Below are 18,078 nucleotides of genomic sequence, written 5' to 3'. Positions count from 1 at the left end.
CTGGCCGCTCACTGCGCCCGCAACTGCGCGAACAGTTCGAGCACGTGGCGGGTCCAGTGGGTGATGTCGTAGCGGCTGATGAGCGCATCCATGCGCTGCATGCGCTCGCACTGTTCCTGGCGCGGCATGTCCAGCGCCTGGTCGATGGCGGCGTCCATCTGGCTGAGGCTGTAGGGGTTGACCAGCACGGCGTCCTGCAGCTCCACGGCCGCACCGGCGAACTCCGACAGCACCAGCACGCCGCTCTCGTTCACATGTGCGGCGATGAATTCCTTGGCCACGAGGTTCAGGCCGTCGCGCAGCGGGGTGATCCAGCAGATGTCGGCGGCACGGTAATAGCTCAGCGTCTCCTCGAAAGGCATGGGCGTGGTCGAAAGCAGGATGGGCGTCCAGGTGAGCGATCCGTGATGGCCGTTGATGCGCCCGACGAGCTGCTCGATGTTCTGCTGCGCCCGCTTGTAGACCCGCATGCCGTCGGCCGCGGCCACCGCCGTCACCAGCAGCCGGACTCGGCCGTGCAACTCGGGACGGCGCACCAGCAGGCGCTCGAAGGCCAGCAGCATTTCGCGCGTGCCCTTGGCATAGTCCACCCGGCCGATCGACACGATGATGGTCTGCTCGGCCATTTCGCGGCGGATATGGGCCACCCGCGCCAGGTTGTCGGGCTTCTGCACCGTGCTGCGGATGAGGTCGGCGTGGGTGCCGATGGGAAAGGCGTCGATGCGCACCCGGCGCCCGCCCACGGTGACCGACACCGGCGTGACCGGCTCGGACAGCGCGGTGCCGGTGGCCTGCAGTTCGGGGTACACCCTGCGCTCGACCAGGCCCTCGACCTTGCGCAGCGACTGCACCAGCGCGGCGAAGTTGCGGGCGTAGCGCGGCACGTGAAAGCCCACCAGATCGCAATCGAGCAGCGAGGCCAGAATCTCGTCGCGCCAGGGCAGGATGTTGAACACATCGGGCGCGGGAAACGGCGTGTGGTGGAAGAAGGCGATCTTCACATCCGGGCGCATCTGCCGCACGAAACCCGGCACCAGCCACAGGTTGTAGTCGTGCACCCAGATCACCGCCCCCGGCGCGGCCTCGGCACAAGCCGCCTCGGCAAACAGGCGGTTGACCTCGCGGAACACGGCCCACTGGCAGTTCTCCGTCGAGTACAGGGAAGGAAAACTGTTGAGCACCGGCCACAGCGCCTCCTTCGAGACGATGTGATAGAACTGGTTGATCTGCTCGGGCGTGAGAGGCAGCCGCACCACCTCGTAGCTGCCGTAGCTGTCGTTCACCGTGATGCGGCGCTCGAACTTCACCGGCTTGCCCGCGGGCGACTTTTTCCACGCCACCCAGCTGGCCCGGTCGACCTGGCCGATGAAACCCTTGAGGGCCGGCACGATGCCGTTGGGACTCTTGTTTTCCTTCAGGACGATCTGGCCGTCCTCACTGTGTTCCTCATACGGCTGTCTGTGATAGACGATGACCAGAGATGAAGCCATTGAAATCCCCCTGTTGATGAAATCGCGCCAGAGCGTCGAGCACCCCGGCAGCGCCCGGCTGCGCGCTGCGATAGACGTTGCCATGCGGTGCGATGGCCTGCTCCAGCCCCGCTTCGCGGTTGCTCACGGCCACGCCGGTCAATCCGGTCTGGAACATCGAAAGGTCGTTGAGCGTGTCGCCGGCCACCAGGGTGCGGTGTTCGGGCAGGCCCAGTGCGGCCAGGGTGCGCAGCAGCGTCGACCCCTTCCGCACCCCGCGGGGCAGCACGTCGAAGTACTGGTTGTCCGACATCAGGGTGTCGAAGCCCAGCCGCTGCAGTTCGCTCGCGGCCACCTGCGCCGCCTCGACGCGGCCGTAGAAGTAGGAACGCCGCCGTCCGCCGTGATGCGGCTGGGGCTGCAGCGTCGGATGCTGGCCGACGATGGCGTCGATCTGCCGCGATGCGTCGCTGGGCCAGGCGGCGTCGAGCCAGCGGTCGAGCGTTGGAATGGGGGCGAAATCCGCACCGGTGGCCACGCTGGTGCCGACATCGCCGATCACATGATCGGGCTGCACGGGCAGCTCGCGCGCGAGCTGCCGCATGAAGTCGAGTCCGCGCCCGCTCACGAAGATCAGCACGATCTCGCTGCGGCGCTGCGCGATCCACGCATACAGCGCCGCACGCTGCGCCTCGCTCCCACCCAGGAACGTGCCGTCGAGGTCGGTGGCCAGAATCGTCTTCGGCATCGCGCCCCCCGTCATTGCGCCTGCCGCGACGGCGCGCGGGACAAAGTGGCACGCACGCCTTGCGCATCGCGCAGAGGCCGGTGCGGGTGCATGCCCGAAGCCACGGGCAGACCCAAAGCGTCGTCCTGAGGCAACGGCTCGTTCAGCAGGCGCCCCAAGGCCTCGGCCGCCGTCTGCCGCCGCCCCAGCACATCGCGCACCGCAGCAGCCACATGAAGACGCATACCCAGCCTGCGCTCCAGACTCTGCACCGAATGGCAACTGACCGCACCTTCGGTCAGCTCGTCGCCTTGCTCCGCCAGCTCGCCGCGCCCCAGCCGCATGCCCAGCCGGGTGTTGCGCGACTGCGCCGACGATGCGGTCAGAAACAGATCGCCCGCGCCCGCGCTCGACAGCAGCGTGTCGGGGCGGCCGCCCAGCGCCAGAGTGAGGGCGCGCATGTCCTGCAGGCCGCGGGTGAGAATGGCCGCACGCGCGTTCTCGCCCACGTCTGCGCTCATGGCCATGCCGCAGGCGATGGCGATCATGTTCTTCAGCGCGCCGCCCACCTGCACGCCGATGGCATCGTCCGTCACGTCGAGCTGGACCGCGCCCGCAGCAAACGCCGCACGCAGTCCGCCCGTCATGCGCTGCGCATGGCGCTGCACGTCCACCGCCTGGCGCAACCGCAGAGCGGGCAGGCCGACGGTCAACGCGGTCGGCTGACCGCGCACCACTTCATGCGCGAAGCTCGGTCCGCCGATGGCGCCGATCAGCGCATCGGGCCGAAGCTCCTGCTGCAGCACCTGCGACATCAGCGCGCCGCTGTCGCGCTCGATGCCCTTGCAGGCCGCCAGCACCACGGCGCGGCGCTGCAGCCAAGGCGCGGCGGCCCGCGCCACTTCGCGCAGCGCGGCCGACGGCACCGCCATGAAAATCGCCTCGGCCCCGTCGAGCATCTCGGCCATCTGGCTGCTCGCCTGCAGTCCCGAGGTCAAGGGCAGGTCGGGCAGATGCCGCGGATTGCGCGCCTGGGTGGCAATGGCGTGGGTGAGGTCGGGGCGCCGCGCCCACAGGCGAACCTCCAGCCCGCCGCGCCGCAAGGCGCAGGCCAGGGCCGTACCCCACGCACCGGCACCAAGAATGGCAACGGCAGAAGGCCGAGTCGGATGACCGACGATGAATGATGAAGAAGCAGAGTTCTGCATGGACTCTCCCGAGGTCGTGGACAACCTCGCGGTTGCCCGATGGCAGGACGCCCGGCAAGGGTGGGCGTGGCGACTGGGTGCCGCGCGTGCAGACGCGGCCAAAGGGGCATTCAGCGTGAATGCCTTGAAGCTCGGGGCTGAAAGCCCTCGCACCCCCCGAAGGGCAGGAGGTGATTCGGTTGGCCTGTGCCGGCCAAAATCCACAAGTAGAACTCGCTACTTGAAGCGAAGTTTCTGGTGACTCGTGGAACTAAAAAATCAATAGATAGATTGTAAAGCAAATTGATGATAATTTGAACTTCATATTCACCAAATTGATTACTAATTTTGGGACGATGCCAGGCCGTACGCCGCAGCGCCCGACGATCTGCCTATTGATCCGGCCTGGAGAAATATGAACGGGTCATGGATCTCGCCCTGCAAAGGCCTCCCCCTCCCAACCTCCCCCACGCCGTGGGGGAGGAGTGTTTGCTCCCTCCCCATGCGTGGGGGAGGCGTGTTGACTCCCTCTCCACGTGTGGGGAGGGTCGGTGTGCGGCGCCGTTTCAAATGTCAACGTGCCGGATCAATAGGGCAACGCCATGCCGAACCCCGACCACGCGACGGCCGCTCTCGTGCGGCCCCCTGCCGCGTCCGGCCAGCCAGGAGCCTCAGGCCGTCCGCCGCGCGCCGTAGCGCAGCCGCATGACGAGCACGGTCAGCGCCAGAAGGAGGGTGACCGCATTGGCGCCCACCAGCGGCCAGCTGCGCTGAATCGCGCCGTAGATCAACCACAGCGCCACGCCCGCGGTGAACAGCGTGTACATGCCCAGTGAAATGCCCGAGACATTGCGGCTGCGCAGCGTCAGCCAGGCCTGCGGCACGAAGGACACGGTGGTGAGGAACGCCGCGCCGTAGCCGATGAGATCGGTGGGGTGAAAGGCCATGAGAGATGTCGGAAAGAAAAGGAGAAATCGGGGAGGGAGCCCTCAGGCCGTCTGCATGAAGCCGTTGACGAAGGCCTCCACCGCGGGCCAGCCCCCCCCGGCGCGCGGGTCGTTCACCAGCGCGGCGAAGGTGTAGCGCTGGCCGGCGCGGGTCTGCGCATAGCCGGCGAGCGACAACACGCCGTCGAGCGTGCCGGTCTTGGCATGGATGCGCCCTGCCGTGTCGGGGTCGCGGAAGTGGCGGCGCAGCGTGCCGTCTTCGCCGGCCAGCGGCAGCGACGAGACGAACTCGGGCATCACCGGGCTGTTCCACGCCGCGCGCAGCAGCGCGTTGAGATCGTTGGCGGAGATGCGCGCGATGCGCGACAGGCCGCAGCCGTTGTCCAGCACCAGACCGGGCATGTCCAGCTCATGCGCGGTCAGCCATTGCGCCACGGCCTGCCCCGCGCCGGCCCAGGTCGCGCGCTGCGCGCCCGCCTGCAGCGCCAGCGTCAGGAACACCTGCTGGGCCATGACGTTGTTGCTGTATTTGTTGATGTCGCGCACCAGCACGGCGAGCGCCGGCGAATCCCAGACGGTCAGTTCGGTCGCCTCGGCCGGCAAGGGCGCGGTGCGAACCTGTCCCTTCCACTCGATGCCCACCTGGGCGAACAGCGCGCCCAGCAGTCGCTGCACATAGGCGTTGTCGCTCACCTCGGGCGCGATGTTCCAGGTCTGCGGCCCGCAGGCGGCCGCAAAGCCCCCGGCGAAGCGCGGCGCGAACGGCTGCTTCCAGTCGGCGCGCAGTTTGTCCTTCCAGTTGCCGCAGGCCGCGGCGGTCAGCCGGGGCGGCTCGCGCAAATCAAAACCCGCCAGCGGCGGCTCCACCGTGACGCGAACCTGCTGCGCCGCGGCGTCGGGCACGAAGCCCAGGCGCATCACCCCGAAATTCACCAGAAAGGGATCGGGGCCCACGTTGTACGGCGCGGTGGCGTCGCCATCGAAAGCGGCGGGATCGTGCGGCGGCAGGTCGAAAGCCTGCCGGTCGATGAGCACGTCGCCCCGAATGCGGCGGATGCCGAGGTCGCGCAGGCGCCCGGCGATGCTCCAGAGGTTATCGGCCATCAGATGCGGGTCGCCGCTGCCAACGAAGGCCAGATCGCCCTGCAACACACCGGCACGGATGGGCCCCACGGCGTAGACCGGCGTCTTCCACACATAGGCCGGGCCGAGCATGCGCAGCGCGCAGTAGGTGGTCACCAGCTTGAGCACGGAGGCCGGATTCATCAGCGCGGCGCCGTTGAACGCGACCTGGGGCACGGCGCTGTCTTGCGCCTGCAGCACGAAGGCACACGACTGCAACGGGATGCGCGCCGTCTCCAACGCCTGCACCACACTGGGCGGCAGCGCCGCCGCCGCGCCCGATCCGAGCTGCTGGGCCCTGGCCAGCAGCGGTGTGCCGCTCAGGGCCAATGAAGAAGCGAGAAATCGGCGGCGGCTGGGTTGCATGGCGTGGGGGGTGACGAACGAGGCTGAAATGGTAGAGGGTTGCGGCGAAGCCGAGCGGAAACGCTTCCGCGTTCATGGGCTTCGCTGCCTCGCCGAGGGAGCGATGACCCGACTGAGCCGGCCAGACGCGGACCGACCTTCCATCCCCTGCCTACAATGCGCCGCATCATGACGTCCCGCCCTCCCTTCACCCGCCAGTGGCAAGAGGCCGCCGAGCGCAACCATTCGGCGCTTTGCGTGGGTCTCGATCCGGAACCCTCGCGCTTTCCGGCACCATGGACCAACGACCCGCTGCGGCTGTTCGACTTCTGCGCCGCCATCGTCGATGCCACGGCCGACCTGGTCTGCGCCTACAAGCCGCAGATCGCCTACTTCGCCGCGCTGGGCGCGGAAAGCCAGCTCGAACAACTCATCGCCCACATCCGCAAGGCGGCGCCCAGCGTGCCCGTCATCCTCGACGCCAAGCGCGGCGACATTGGCACCACCGCGGAGCAGTACGCCCGCGAGGCCTTCGTGCGCTTCAACGCCGACGCCCTGACCCTGTCGCCCTACATGGGCTTCGATTCGGTCGAGCCCTACCTGCGCTACCCCGAGCGCGGGCTGTTCATGCTCTGCCGCACCTCCAACCCCGGTGGCGCCGATCTGCAGACCCTGCCCATCGCCAACGCGACCGCGGGCGCCTCGGCCCACCTCGGCTTTGAGTTGCTGTTCGAGCGCGTGGCACGGCTGGCCACGCTGGACTGGAACCACCACGGGCAGAACGGCCTGGTGGCCGGCGCCACCAACCCGGCCGACATCGAACGCATCCGCGCCATCGCGCCCGAGGCGCCGCTGCTCATCCCCGGCATCGGCGCGCAGGGCGGCGACCTCGCAGCGACCGTGCGCGCGGCGCGCGGCCATTTCCTGATCAACGCCTCGCGCAGCGTGCTCTACGCCAGCCCTGGCCGCGATTTTGTCGATGCCGCAAGGCGCGAAGCCCGCCGCCTGCGCGACGCCATCAACCAGGAGGCCCACGCGGCCGCCCTCGCGCACCCTGCACCATGAGTTCCTCCACCCCCGCAGCAAACCTCACCCATTTCGACGCCGCCGGTCAGGCCCATATGGTCGATGTCGGGGCGAAAGAACAAACCCATCGCGTGGCCGTGGCCACCGGCCGCATCCACATGCAGCCCGCCACCTTCGCCCTGGTGCAGAGCGGCAGCGCCAAAAAGGGCGACGTCATCGGCATCGCCCGCACCGCCGCCATCATGGCGAGCAAGCGCACCGCCGACCTCATTCCCCTGTGCCATCCCATCGCCCTCAACCGCGTGGCGGTGGACTTCAAGCTCCAGCCCGAGGACAACAGCATCCACTGCACCGTCACCGCCGAAACCCGCGGCCGCACCGGCGTCGAAATGGAAGCCCTCACCGCCGTACAGATCGGCCTGCTCACCCTCTATGACATGTGCAAGGCGGTGGACCGCGGCATGACCATCGACGGCGTGCGCCTGCTGGAGAAGCACGGTGGCAAGTCGGGCGACTGGGTGGCCGGCCACGCAAATCGTTGATCCTTTAGGGGATCGCGGGCTGTCAGGTGTGCTGAACGTCTGAAGAACTATGACCTTGGCCGATGACGCCAACTGTGGTCAAAACCCGTCAGAGAGTCCTTTTGTCCCTCGTTTGTCCCACTGAGGAGGAACGATGGCAACTTTCCGCAAGCGCGGAGACGGCTGGCAAGCACGCGTGCGACGGCGCGGCTACCCGGATGAGGTGAAGACTTTTCCCAAGCGCTCCGATGCTGAGCGCTGGGCGCGATCTGTCGAAGGTGAAATGGATCGCGGCGATTTCGTGAGCCGTTGCGACGCGGTGCAAAGCACACTGGGCGACATGATTCGGCGTTACTTGGTGGAGGTCACTCCGACCAAGCGGGGCGCCAGAGAGGAGTGCATTCGCCTCACTGCCATGCTGCGGCATCGCATCTGCGGTCTCAGCATGGCAAACCTCACCCCGCAGGATGTCGCACGCTACCGAGACGATCGGTTGGCGACATGCAAGGCAAACACAGTCATCCGAGACCTCGCAGTGCTGTCTTCCATCGTCAATCAGGCCCGTCGAGAGTGGGGAATCGCCATTCAGAATCCAGTTGGACTAGTGCGAAAACCAGCCATGCCGCCGGGCCGGGACCGGGTTCTACGTGGAGATGAGGAGATTCGCTTGCTTTACGAACTTCAGCCAATCGGTAGACGCAACCCCTACATGCTGCCGCTAGTCATTGTTGCGATCGAGACCGCCATGCGTCGAGGAGAGTTGCTGGCGCTTCGGTGGGAGCATGTGCACCTCGATCGGCGCGTCGCCTACCTGCCCGTCACAAAGAACGGCCTAGCCCGTTATGTTCCACTTTCATTGAGAGCGATTGAAACCATCCGGGGCATCTCGTCCCGCCCATATGGATCGGTTTTCCCCATCGGCATCGCTGCGATGGAGGCCAGCTTCCTGCGTGCTGTTCGTCGGGCTGGCTTAGACGGTCTTCACTTCCATGACCTGCGACACACTGCGGCAACGCGTATCGCACGTAAAGTCCCGAACCTGGTCGAACTGGCGTCCGTAACTGGACACTCCTCGCTACAGATGCTCAAACGCTACTACCACCCCCACGCCGAAGAAATCGCACTGAAGCTGGGCTGACCGAAGACTAGCAAGGCAGCTTTGCACAATCCTTCCCACAGCGGAAAACTATCCCCTAGGCTGGCGCCGCTGAAATGTCCTGAACGATTAAGGATCTCCGAGACTGGATTCGGGCATTCAGGCAAAGCCAGGACAAGATGCTGCGGTTTAAGAACTGAGGCATAAAGGCCCTCGTGGGATGGCCTTTTGCTTTTTGTCGGCTGCTGTTCCCCTGTGGCGCAAACGAAATCAATTCCAGCATACTGGAGACAAAACCGTCCCCAAAAAAAGCCGCGAAATTTATCGAGCTTGCACCCGAAACCGGTTTTTCGTCATTACATATGCTCGAATTTCAGCTGAACTCAATCGGGGGAACGATCGCACTCAAGCTTAGCTACTATTACCACAAAAAACGTTCAAATTTTTTATTGGAAGTTTTGCTGAATGGCTTTAATCGGAATATTGAGCCATTTCCATCGCGGCTCTGGCGCATCATTCTGAGACACTCCCGCAAAATGCCTGAGGATCGCATTTTTTGAGTCAAGATCCAGTAGATTGATATTTGATTTTAAAATATCGACATCCAAGGCCTCAAGCCGAAATTCGAAACTGCACCTTTTAAAGGCGACTTTATTTGGTGAGCCAATACTAACATCAACACCATACCGCCCAGCCCGCCACCAAAACCATTGTTCGCGAGTTCGCATAAATTTTTTATACTCGGCAGTGGAAGATATTTGAGCGATAAAATCGTCCGGGCTTGTTAAATTGGTTTGATTTATTTTATCTAATAACATTCGATTCAATGGCTCCATTTCATCTTTGAATTTCACCTCTGTTGATCGAATGATTTTATCCACCAAGTTTTCAGTCACAACCTTCAGGGCAACTGGTGCCTGAGTGCGGCTTACGGTTTGCCGCCCCCCAAATGCGTCTGTTATTTCACTGAGTGTCTCATTAATTGAGGCCCAAGAGAAATTTCGAATTGCGCCATCTTCGTGAGTTATCGTTAAATTAAATTCTGTAATTAATGATTTTTTATTTTCACAATTAAATACAAAACCTAAATTAAATATTGGCCCAAGGGCCGTAAATCCAATTTCAGCAGCATTCGCTGGATAAACAGATATCACAGGCTTTGAATAATATCCGTGAATCCAAGATATAATCGGCGGCGCCCATGCCGCAGCGCCAACATACGCCAGCCAGTCCGCTGCACTCATACGACACCCCGCAGTTTCTGTAAATTACAATTTGATAAACTTGGCTCGTTAGACGGCAAGATTGATAGCTGGAGCGTAATGTAACTTCCCTTAAGAATTCCAGGGTCTGCAAATCTCTATTACGCCATGTTCAATTCTCGCGCCAAGCGCTGCACTTGCCCCAGTGACCACGCGCCACCTCTCGGAGCCCTCAAGCCCATCTCGTTCAAGTAAGCGGCGATCGCCCGCCTACTCATACCTCGCGCAATACACCCATCCAGGATGGGCTTCAGACGCTCCCTGAATGCCCAGGCGGCCTCCTGACGCTGTTGAGTATGTCCCGCAAGGTTGGCCGGTCCTGTCGTCCCTAGAACGACGCCACGTGCCTTCGCCGCTGCAAGTGCTGCCTTGGTTCGCTCGCTGATCTGGTCGCGTTCCCACTCGCTCATGACGGCGTGCATCTGGATCATGACCTTGTTGGCTTCGGGCATGTCGGCCGCGATGAAGTCCACGCCGGTCTCGATTAACCCGCTGACGAAGTGCACATTGCGGGCCAGACGATCCAACTTGGCGATCAACAGTGTCGATCCGGTCTTGCGGCACTGCTCAAGCGCTAAACGAAGCTGTGGGCGCTTTTCCAGCGCATTAGCGCCCTTACCCGTCTCGACCTCTACAAACTCAGCCAAGACCGTTTTATCGCGTCCTGAGAGGTATGTCATCACAGCCTGGCGCTGTGCTTCAAGTCCAAGACCGGACGCGCCTTGCTTGACGGTCGAAACGCGGAAATAGGTGATGAATTGATCTGCCATGTCGTTGCCCCTGTTCTGTCCTCATTTCAGGACGCTCGTCCTGTATGTGGACGCCATGGGCAAGACCATAGGATGCCATGCATGCGGAGCCAAGGACACTCCGCGTGGGTGTTGTATCGGCGAGGATGATCTTGACGCCACGCCCGCATGCAAGCACCGGGTTTGATGGATTCACACCCAGCTACGTGGACCAGGTCGCTTGGAAGCCGCCATTTCACTGGTGATGAAGGGCATTGCGGACTCATTGAATTTCCCGAAATTTCGCCTCAATTTCCTGACAAACAGGCTCACTCTTGAGAATCCGCAAGCCCTCCATCAGGAAAGGGCAAAGTCCTAGACGGAGCCGAGACGTTGGGGGTGGTGTAGTCCTCGTTCCGGCGTGTCCTCGCGAGTCCTTATACAGGCAGAGTGGTAGAAGGTGCCCGTGTCGATTCCCGACACTCGTGTTCATGTTCATGCTTGAGCCACCTCTTCCCATTCCGGGATGAAACTCAAGGAACCACCTTGAAGGGAATCAAATCTAAGAGGCGGGCCGACGAGGGAGTTGGGGGCCGAAGGCCCCCGAGCTCGGTCCGCCTGCGCCGTAGGCGCAATTCCTTAAATTTCTTTGTTTCCTCTTCCGTCTTTGTTCTTTGCTCTTTGTAGGACAACCCTCGGAGCAGGAACAAATTTCCACGGAAAAACAAGGAGTTGCAGAACACCGGAAAGAAGATGTCCCCGAGGAAGTCCCGGAAGAAGTCCTCGGGAGTCCCCCCTGCACTCTGCCCTATGCGGCGCCCGCCAAGCGCTTGTCGAGTCGTGCCAGCTTGTCCCGCACCGTCTTGTCGGCGAGTGGTGTCGTGCCGTCTCCCGTCTTCCAGGCCGCAAGCTGGCTGATCTGCGCCATAGACGCACCTTCGCCCAGCAGCTCCCTGGCTTCCCAAAGCGCTTCGTAGGCGGCCTGCTGCAACACCATCCGGGGATCCTTCTCGCACCATGCGGCCATCGTGCGACGAAACCTGCCTTGCGTCGCCGGAACACGCGACGCGCCACTGCCGGACCCATAGTGCATCAGCTGGCGACGGTTCAGGATCATGGGGCCGCGCAGCGTGGCGAGCTGCGCTTGTTGGTAGACCGTCAGGCCCAACGCCTCTTCAACTCGATGTTGCGTCTTCCACACCTTGGCCGCGAAGGTCTCGGCGAGATCCATGTCGAACGGCTCATCGGGATTGAAGAGGTCGACAAACTCCGCATCGCGGGGGGAGACAGGAGTCCGTCGGCTGTGCAGCCAATGGCAGTCGATGACCTGGAGGTCGCGCTGGAACTCGGTGTGCCAGGGCTTGTGATCCGAAGTTAGCTTCGGAATCGGCGGGTAGGACCGAAATGCTGGTGCCCATGCACCGGCCATGTTCAGTTGCATTGAAAGATCGAGCAACCGCTCGCGGACGCGTTGGTAGTCCCCGTGCTTGCTCAACTCTTTGAGCAGTGCGACAAGCTTCTCGCGTGCATCAAGTTCGACCGAGGCGCGAGCGCTCTCCTCAGATGCTTCGGGCAGCTCCGGAGCGTGCGCGGCAGAAGTCAGCGGAGTCGCATCCGCTGCGAGAGCCCCCGAGCCCGACTCTCTCAAGAAACACCTGAGAGCTGATTGATTTTCATGGTGTTTTTTTAGGCGGTGCTGTGGGCGGGTACGAGCTGCATGCCCATGGCTTTGGCCTTCTGGGTGAGGTTGTGCAAGACGCGCTGACGGTAACGCTCCTCGAAGTAGTCCTGCCCCCTGTCGGTGTACTCCTGGCCGTGGGTGAGCATGGCGTAGATCAGTCGGGCCAGCTTGTGGGCAGCGGCCGTGACGGCCTTGGGTTTGTCCATGCGTGCGCACAGGCGCCGGAAATACGCGCCCAGGGCCGACTGGCTCGAACGCAAGGCCGCAGCGGCCAGACGCAGCGCCTGGGCCGCGCGGTTGGCGCAGCGCTTGGTCTTGCCACTCATGACCTTGCCCCCGGTGATCTTGGTGCCCGGACACAAACCCAGCCAGGAAGCGAAGTGCTTGTCGCTGGGGAACTTGCCCATGTCGGCGCCCACCTCCGAGACCACCACCAGCGCGGTGGTCACATCGATGCCATCGATGCGCGTGAGGTCCACGCCGCACATCTGGAAGAGCTGTGTGCGCAGATCGAACTTCGGGGCATTGCGGGCGCGTCCGCGCTTCTTGCCCGCTGCCGGTTCGTCTTCTCGCACATGCAGTGCCTGCAACTGGGCCTGAATCTGCGCATCGCACTCGGCCAGTTGGGTGCCGCAGAAGTCGAACGCGTCCAGGGCCTGCTTCAGGGCAAAGAGGTGCTCGGCGCGCCAACTGCCTTGCAGGCTCTTGGCGATGTCGTCCTCGCTGGCGCGGATGCGCGCGTTCTTGAGCTTGGCCAGTGTCAGTCCGTCGCGCTCGCCCGCGACGATGGCGCGCAGGATCTTCTGACCGGTCTCACCGACCACGTCGGAGATGACGTTGGCCAGCTGCATGTTCATCTGTGTCAGGGCCTTTTGCATGTGCTGCACGAAGCGGCCCTGGCTGCGCAGCAGCATGGTGCGCTGGCGGGTGAGCGCGCGCAGGGCGCAGACCTGTTCGGCCGGCCGGAAGGCTCCGCGCAGCAGGCCAAAGCTCATGAGCTGCTGCAGCCACTGGCAGTCCAGCACGTCGCTCTTGCGGCCCGAGACGTTTTTGACATGGCGGGCGTTGACCAGAAGAACGGTGAAGCCGCGCGAATCCAGCAGCTCGTACAACGGTATCCAGTAGACGCCGGTGGATTCCATGGCCACAGTGTCCACGCAGCAGGCGTCGAGCCAGTCGGCCAGGCGGTGCAGGTCGGCGGTGAAGCAGGCGAACTCGCGCACGGGCTCGTCGTCTCGGTCCGGTGGCACGGCCACGAAGTGCGAGGCGCCGCCGATGTCGATACCGGCGGCGTTGGGGTGGGTCAGGGTGATGGCCGACTCTGTAGTGGGCCTCTTGCGGTGTGCCATGACATCCTCCATCATGAAAAGTGGAACGTGGCACCGGCTCGGGTACGTCGTCTTGATCACTCTCTCAAACGGGATGCCTGCACCAGACCGAAGCGGCCCGGCACAGGCTCACCAATGTCGATGACGCAGCCCACGACCACGCTAACCCGCGGGCAATGTGCACCATTGCTACTTCGGTCTTCGCCAGTGCTACGTTCCACCTTCTCACATTCCGCGTGCAAATGCCACGAGTTTCTTCGGCGCGATTTGCGGCGCGGACGGGCCGATTACTTCGCTAACCCCTCGCTCGGATCTGAACGTTTCGCGGGTAAACAGGGCGAGGAGCCAGCCACGTCTTGGCGCTCAGGAATGGGCGCCTCAAATGCGCGCAACCGCCTACCACCGCGCGCGACTCGTCGCAACGCGGCGTTCGTCGCCAGCTTGAACCCATCAGCGACCTCACCCTCGATCAACGCAGACGTGAAGTGCACCGAAGCATCTTGCGGGCAAGCAGGCAGGCGAAAGAGGTGGTGAGGGCGGAAGGTGTAGATGTCACCGAGCCGGCCACCGAACACCTCTTGGTAGTGCTCCATCAGGTTTCCCCAGGTCTTGCCGTTGACTGGGGATTTGAGGGGAATCACGACTCGCCACCGGGGATCTTCTGGGCAATGGCTATAGGTCGAATGGACTACGGCAAGTGTTCCGACGAGGCGTCGCTGCACCTCCTCCAGCTCCATCGCGTGCTCGACGTCAAAGGCAATCGCCGACACCGACACCAAGTTGGTCGGGTTGTGTGGACCATTTGGATCAACGCTCTTGATGGGTCTCCAGCAGAGTGCGCGAACGTTCTCCAGTTCGACGATCGCATCGAAGTCACCGCTGTCGGAAGCGTCCCTGAGCCTTCGGTATTCAGCGAGAGACTGTGTCCCCAACCATTGCGGCGTGCTCAAGATCCGCACTACTGTTTCCCACGCTAGCGTCTTGGATGCTCCATTGGCATTCAAGATGTCGCTGGCGAACTCCAAGTGCAGTGGTCTCAACCGATTGACTGCAGTCGCAGAAGCTGTGCTTCTCTCAAGATCTTTTGTTGTCATCAAGTCCTCCTCGAAAGTTGAAGAACCCGACACGATAGAAAGCGCACTTGGGAAGCGCAATACCTTTTGGAAAACTGCCTATAGATTGCCAGCCGGCTGAGCTCGACGGGACCAGAACCGACGCTCCGACAGGAAAGCGCTACAGTTGGAACAGGGACAGAAGCCTTGTCCCAATTTTGTCCCACTTAGAGGGATGGAAAGCTCTTTTGACGGGATCGGCGGCGACTTCGGAGCCAACCGGAACAAGGACATAGCGTCGGCCTGCTCACCCTCTATGACATGTGCAAGGCGGTGGACCGCGGCATGACCATCGACGGCGTGCGCCTGCTGGAGAAGCACGGTGGCAAGTCGGGCGACTGGGTGGCCGGCGCCTGAAACGCGCCGACCGAGGGGCCGACACGGCCCTTGGTCATTTTCGTTTCACTTTGATGCATATTCTCGATGAGGATGTATTCAAGTGTTCCGATGTGGTGCCGTTAGCTACTCCATGCGCTGCCCTTTGGAGGCAGCCGCCATACCCACTGGGGAAATCATGGATCTCACGCACCGCCGCACTTTCCTGGCCACCGTTTGCGCTTCGGGCCTGCTGACCGCTTGCGGGGGAGGGGGAGGCGGGAGTAGCCATGGCACGAGTGGCGGCGGTAGTGGTGGCACCTGTAGCGACACTTCAAGTGCAGGCGTGACGTCGGCAACCATTCCCCTCACCATCGATGGAACCCTGACCGATCTGCCCTGCGGCACTCCCGTCTATGTCTACATCATTGGCGAAGTCAAAGCGAGTGGCACCACCACGCAGTACTACTTCGATGCAAACGGCAAGCCGCATGCCATGACAGCCAATGACAATAATCAACCGGCCGCAAGCTACGCGAGCGATCTGGGAGCATCTGGAACGATTGGAACGCCGGGCTACGTCAACTATGCCCAGGAAAATTACCCCACAACCTGGGCTGACTACAGCATTCCCGTCACCGTCGGGGCCAAGACCCTTCTCGACCTTGCAGAAATCAATGCCCAGAACATGCCAGGGTTGGGGACGGGAACCGCCGCATTCAGTGGCCGGATCTATCTCTCCGTCGGAACGCCGAAATTGCCTTTCACCGCGATCGATTCTTCGCAATACACCGCGCCCGTCACCATTGGCGGACCGGGGCAGTACACGCTGTTCGACTGGATCGAGTTTTCCTACGACAGCGCCGGCAATTTCAACGGCAATACCACTCAGGTCGATCAATTCGGCTTTCCCTTGCTGCTGAGCGGCACGCCTGGAGGGCTATTGCAAGGGCAGTACAAGTTCAAGCGGTCGGACATTCTTGCCGCGGTGGAGCAATTGGGAACGGATTTCAACGTCCCCGTCAGCGTTCCACCGACGGCAACCATGGGAACCTATCCCGCAGGAATCTCTACGCTGCGAGCGCTTTCTCCAAAGGCCATCACCGGTCAGAACAGCTATAGCGGCGCGCTCCTCACGTATTTCGATGGTGCGGTTCAATCTTGGTATAGCCAGTGGACGTCGTCCAACTCAGTCACGGTAACGGATCAGGCTTCGGGCACCTTCAATGGCACGGTTCAAAGCGGGACGCTGACCTTTACGCAAGGAGGTACTTCCTTTGCAGTCGCGGGAAGCTCAGGCATTCCTTCCATGGACATCTGGCAATGCGCCAATTCACTGGCGACGGGAACTGCCGCGGAAAAGAACGTCCAGAAGATTCTTGCGGCCGCGTTCAACCGCGGAAACGTATTGAACTCGATGACCGATGTGAACTGCGCCGTTGGGCCGTTCTACTCGGCTGTCAGCCCTGCACAGACCTTCAATCCTTGGGCGAACCTGTTCCATCAGTTCAGCAGCAACGGCCTGGCCTATGCCTTCCCCTACGACGATGTGTGTGACCAAAATCCATCGATCGGCCTGACCGCAACGCAGTCCGTCACCATCGCGATCGGTAAATTCTTCAGCTAGCGCTAGGAAGCCCGCGTCATACGCACCCGCGCCCTAGGGGCATCGGCTGTTCCTACAATCGGGCGCATGAACATGATGACCGAACCCGCGCTGTTGCGCCTCGACGAGGCGCGGCGCGTCTTGCTCGACCCCTATCAGATCGACGAAACGGCCTTGCAGCGTGCGCTGGCCAAGGTGTTCGAGCATCGGCTCGACTTCGCCGACGTCTATCTGCAATACACCCGCTCCGAGGGCTGGAGCCTGGAAGAGGGTCTGGTGAAGTCGGGCAGCTTCGACATCGAGCAGGGCTTCGGCATCCGCGCGGTGCAGGGCGAGAAGACCGCCTTCGCCTATTCCGACGACATCTCCGAGCTGGCGCTGCTCGAAGCCGCCGACACGGTGCGCAGCATCGCCCGCGCCGGCCAGGGCAGCACCAAGGTGCCCGCCGACACCCGGCGCAGCGCGGCGCGCGTGCTCTACGGCGCGACCGACCCGCTGGGCGCGCTCGATTCCAACGCCAAGGTGGCGCTGCTGCAAAAGGTGGACCGGCTGGCGCGCGCCAAAGACCCGCGCGTGGTGCAGGTCATGGCCAGCCTGGGCGGCGAGCATGACGTGATGCTGGTGCTGCGCTCCGACGGCCTGCTGGCCGCCGATGTGCGCCCGCTGGTGCGCCTGAGCGTGAACGTCATCGTCGAGCAGAACGGGCGGCGCGAGTCCGGCTCGTCGGGTGGCGGCGGGCGCTACAGCCTGGGCTATTTCGACGACGCGCTCATCACGCAGTACGTCGATGAGGCGGTGAACACCGCGCTGGTGAACCTCGAATCGCGCCCCGCGCCTGCGGGCGAGATGAGCGTGGTGCTCGGCCCCGGCTGGCCCGGCGTGCTGCTGCACGAGGCCGTGGGCCACGGCTTGGAGGGCGACTTCAACCGCAAGGGTTCGAGCGCCTTCTCCGGACGCATGGGCCAGCGCGTGGCCGCCCGCGGCGTGACCGTGCTCGACGACGGCACCCTGCCCGACCGGCGCGGTTCGCTCAACGTCGACGACGAAGGCAACCCGACGCAGCGCAACGTGCTGATCGAAGACGGCATTCTGGTCGGCTATATGCAGGACATGCTCAACGCCCGGCTGATGGGCCGCGCGCCCACGGGCAATGGCCGCCGCGAGAGCTATGCCAACGTGCCCATGCCGCGCATGACCAACACCTACATGCTGGCGGGCGACCGCGATCCTGCTGAAATCCTCGCCAGCATCGACCGCGGCCTGTACGCGGTGAATTTCGGCGGCGGGCAGGTGGACATCACCAGCGGCAAGTTCGTGTTCTCCGCCAGCGAAGCCTGGTGGGTGGAGAAGGGCAAGCCGCTCTACCCGGTGAAGGGCGCCACGCTGATCGGCAACGGCCCCGACGCGCTCACCCGCGTCAGCATGATCGGCAATGACCTGCGCCTGGACAGCGGCGTGGGCACCTGCGGCAAGGAAGGCCAGAGCGTGCCCGTCGGCGTGGGCCAGCCCACGCTGCGCATCGACGGCGTGACCGTGGGCGGCACGGGCTGAGCGCAATCCAGCATTCATCCAGGCTCGACAGCCGGATCGCAGCGATGCGTTCCGG

15 protein-coding genes and 1 pseudogene are annotated in these 18,078 nt (G+C 63.0%); 6 read left to right on the top strand and 10 right to left on the bottom strand.

The annotated features are described in order from the left end of the window. Nucleotides 1-8: 8 nt before the first annotated feature. The 5 genes from ggpS to dacB all read right to left on the bottom strand — a co-directional run bounded on the left by ggpS (nt 9) and on the right by dacB (nt 5,818). On the bottom strand, nt 9-1,490 hold the full coding sequence (gene ggpS / locus BVH73_RS10175; protein ID WP_079418350.1) for a glucosylglycerol-phosphate synthase: 1,482 nt from the start codon (nt 1,488-1,490) through the stop codon (nt 9-11). After that, complete coding sequence (locus tag BVH73_RS10170) at nt 1,447-2,217, bottom strand: HAD family hydrolase (RefSeq protein ID WP_079420521.1); 771 nt, start codon at nt 2,215-2,217, stop codon at nt 1,447-1,449. The genes ggpS and BVH73_RS10170 overlap by 44 nt, the downstream gene beginning before the upstream one ends. 11 nt (nt 2,218-2,228) lie before the next feature. Further along, on the bottom strand, nt 2,229-3,404 hold the full coding sequence (locus BVH73_RS10165; RefSeq protein WP_079418348.1) for an NAD(P)H-dependent glycerol-3-phosphate dehydrogenase: 1,176 nt from the start codon (nt 3,402-3,404) through the stop codon (nt 2,229-2,231). 650 nt (nt 3,405-4,054) lie between these two features. Then, the gene (locus BVH73_RS10160) at nt 4,055-4,330 is read right to left on the bottom strand and encodes a SemiSWEET family sugar transporter (RefSeq protein ID WP_079418346.1); all 276 of its coding nucleotides are present in this window, start codon (nt 4,328-4,330) and stop codon (nt 4,055-4,057) included. A gap of 42 nt (nt 4,331-4,372) precedes the next feature. After that, nucleotides 4,373-5,818 carry a D-alanyl-D-alanine carboxypeptidase/D-alanyl-D-alanine endopeptidase gene (gene dacB / locus BVH73_RS10155; RefSeq protein WP_079418344.1) on the bottom strand — a complete coding sequence of 482 codons (1,446 nt, stop codon included), beginning with the start codon at nt 5,816-5,818 and terminating at the stop codon, nt 4,373-4,375. 168 nt (nt 5,819-5,986) lie between these two features. Between dacB and pyrF the strand changes: the two genes are divergently transcribed. The 3 genes from pyrF to BVH73_RS10140 all read left to right on the top strand — a co-directional run bounded on the left by pyrF (nt 5,987) and on the right by BVH73_RS10140 (nt 8,482). After that, nucleotides 5,987-6,862 carry an orotidine-5'-phosphate decarboxylase gene (gene pyrF, locus BVH73_RS10150; protein WP_079420519.1) on the top strand — a complete coding sequence of 292 codons (876 nt, stop codon included), beginning with the start codon at nt 5,987-5,989 and terminating at the stop codon, nt 6,860-6,862. Next, nucleotides 6,859-7,365, top strand: a complete 507-nt coding sequence (gene moaC, locus BVH73_RS10145) for a cyclic pyranopterin monophosphate synthase MoaC (protein WP_079418342.1) — start codon at nt 6,859-6,861, stop codon at nt 7,363-7,365. Before pyrF ends, moaC begins: the two co-directional genes overlap by 4 nt. 133 nt (nt 7,366-7,498) lie before the next feature. Further along, nucleotides 7,499-8,482, top strand: a complete 984-nt coding sequence (locus BVH73_RS10140; protein ID WP_079418340.1) for an integrase — start codon at nt 7,499-7,501, stop codon at nt 8,480-8,482. 404 nt (nt 8,483-8,886) lie between these two features. Here BVH73_RS10140 and BVH73_RS15800 read toward each other — a convergent pair whose 3' ends face one another. The 5 genes from BVH73_RS15800 to BVH73_RS10120 form a co-directional block, all read right to left on the bottom strand. After that, a complete protein-coding gene (locus tag BVH73_RS15800; RefSeq protein ID WP_154048469.1) occupies nt 8,887-9,684 on the bottom strand; it encodes a hypothetical protein in 798 nt (265 codons plus the stop codon). 119 nt (nt 9,685-9,803) lie between these two features. Next, entirely contained in the window at nt 9,804-10,472 is a 669-nt protein-coding gene (locus BVH73_RS10135) for a recombinase family protein (protein WP_079418338.1), read from the bottom strand. A 766-nt stretch (nt 10,473-11,238) separates the two neighbouring features. Next, nucleotides 11,239-12,078 (bottom strand): hypothetical protein, encoded by an 840-nt coding sequence (locus BVH73_RS10130; protein WP_079418336.1) that lies wholly within the window; start codon nt 12,076-12,078, stop codon nt 11,239-11,241. A 38-nt stretch (nt 12,079-12,116) separates the two neighbouring features. After that, nucleotides 12,117-13,460, bottom strand: coding sequence for an IS110 family RNA-guided transposase (locus tag BVH73_RS10125; protein WP_079420493.1), 1,344 nt, complete (start codon nt 13,458-13,460; stop codon nt 12,117-12,119). A 266-nt stretch (nt 13,461-13,726) separates the two neighbouring features. Then, on the bottom strand, nt 13,727-14,533 hold the full coding sequence (locus BVH73_RS10120; protein ID WP_154048468.1) for a hypothetical protein: 807 nt from the start codon (nt 14,531-14,533) through the stop codon (nt 13,727-13,729). A gap of 255 nt (nt 14,534-14,788) precedes the next feature. Here BVH73_RS10120 and BVH73_RS10115 point away from each other — a divergent pair. The 3 genes and pseudogenes from BVH73_RS10115 to tldD all read left to right on the top strand — a co-directional run. Further along, a pseudogene (locus tag BVH73_RS10115) lies at nt 14,789-14,908 on the top strand (cyclic pyranopterin monophosphate synthase MoaC); the annotation flags it as partial. Nucleotides 14,909-15,065: 157 nt separating this feature from the next. Beyond that, on the top strand, nt 15,066-16,493 hold the full coding sequence (locus tag BVH73_RS10110; protein ID WP_079418332.1) for a beta-1,3-glucanase family protein: 1,428 nt from the start codon (nt 15,066-15,068) through the stop codon (nt 16,491-16,493). 66 nt (nt 16,494-16,559) lie between these two features. Next, nucleotides 16,560-18,023 (top strand): metalloprotease TldD, encoded by a 1,464-nt coding sequence (tldD, locus tag BVH73_RS10105; RefSeq protein WP_179947944.1) that lies wholly within the window; start codon nt 16,560-16,562, stop codon nt 18,021-18,023. The last annotated feature ends 55 nt before the right edge of the window (nt 18,024-18,078 follow it).

Origin of the sequence: Thiomonas intermedia (assembly GCF_002028405.1) — a bacterium.
Taxonomy (GTDB): Bacteria; Pseudomonadota; Gammaproteobacteria; order Burkholderiales; family Burkholderiaceae_C; genus Thiomonas; species Thiomonas intermedia.
The sequence above is the reverse complement of the archived record's forward strand: the minus strand, read 5'-3'. Positions and strand labels throughout refer to the sequence as shown.